General features: G+C 39.7%; 1 protein-coding gene. It reads left to right on the top strand.

From position 1 onward, the window contains the following. Nucleotides 1-43: 43 nt before the first annotated feature. Nucleotides 44-724, top strand: coding sequence for a hypothetical protein (locus ATB78_RS27820; protein ID WP_061011161.1), 681 nt, complete (start codon nt 44-46; stop codon nt 722-724). Nucleotides 725-848: the final 124 nt, after the last annotated feature.

The raw sequence follows: 848 nt of genomic DNA, 5'->3' as shown, positions 1-848 counted from the left end.
GGGCGTTAGCTGATAATATTACTTTGAAGTACGGGGATTTAAATTGGAAAAAAAACATGAGCAGTCCATCATTGATGGCTTTTTCGATCATTTTAAAGAAGTTGCAATAGAAAAAGGCGAAAAATTGACGCGTTGTTCGTCAGATGGACAAGATAGTCTTTTAGGCGGTGATTATATCTTTACAAATAATACTATGTTTGTTCTCGCTGAGTTTAAATACGAAGAAAGCGATATCAAAACCGAAAACAAAAAAGCAAGAAGGCTTAACTTGTGTGTTCAACTTGATGAGGACTCACGGAGGTTACAACAAAGCCTTCAGTGTCATTACATAGGTTGGTCTACCAAATCTAATGGCCGGACAGTTGAGTTTAACAAATACTACTATGAGGTATGCAACACCTCAGTATTTAGTAAATTCGTACCACTCAAACAATCGGCTGCGAACTATAAAGAACGAAAAAAGGCCGATAAGCTTATTGACGATTTTCTAAACGGGGAAATTGGCGCTAGTTACAAGGTCTTCGAAGTTTATATAGATTGGTTGCTTGCTTTAGAAGAGGATAGCAACAGTGGCGTGGAGCTCATCACTCGGGACCCTTATAGCAAAACGATGAAAATGATAGACTTTAAATCTGTGTACGATTTAAAAGTTTGGCTTGACTACAATAAGCCCGCACCTAAAGTGAGTAGCAAACCAGCCCCAAGGAATCCCTTTCAACCATAGCAGCTAACAATCTGTTTAAGAGTGATTCGCAACGCTTGGCATTTTTGCTATGCGTTGCGATTTGTGTTTTAGGTGGTATGCGGCGGCTTCGGTATTGCATTGCTCACACCTTAACAGGGCGTTA

The organism is Vibrio sp. CUB2, assembly GCF_001557945.1.
Classification (GTDB): domain Bacteria; phylum Pseudomonadota; class Gammaproteobacteria; order Enterobacterales; family Vibrionaceae; genus Vibrio; species Vibrio owensii.
This window is presented reverse-complemented; position numbering and strand designations above follow the sequence as displayed.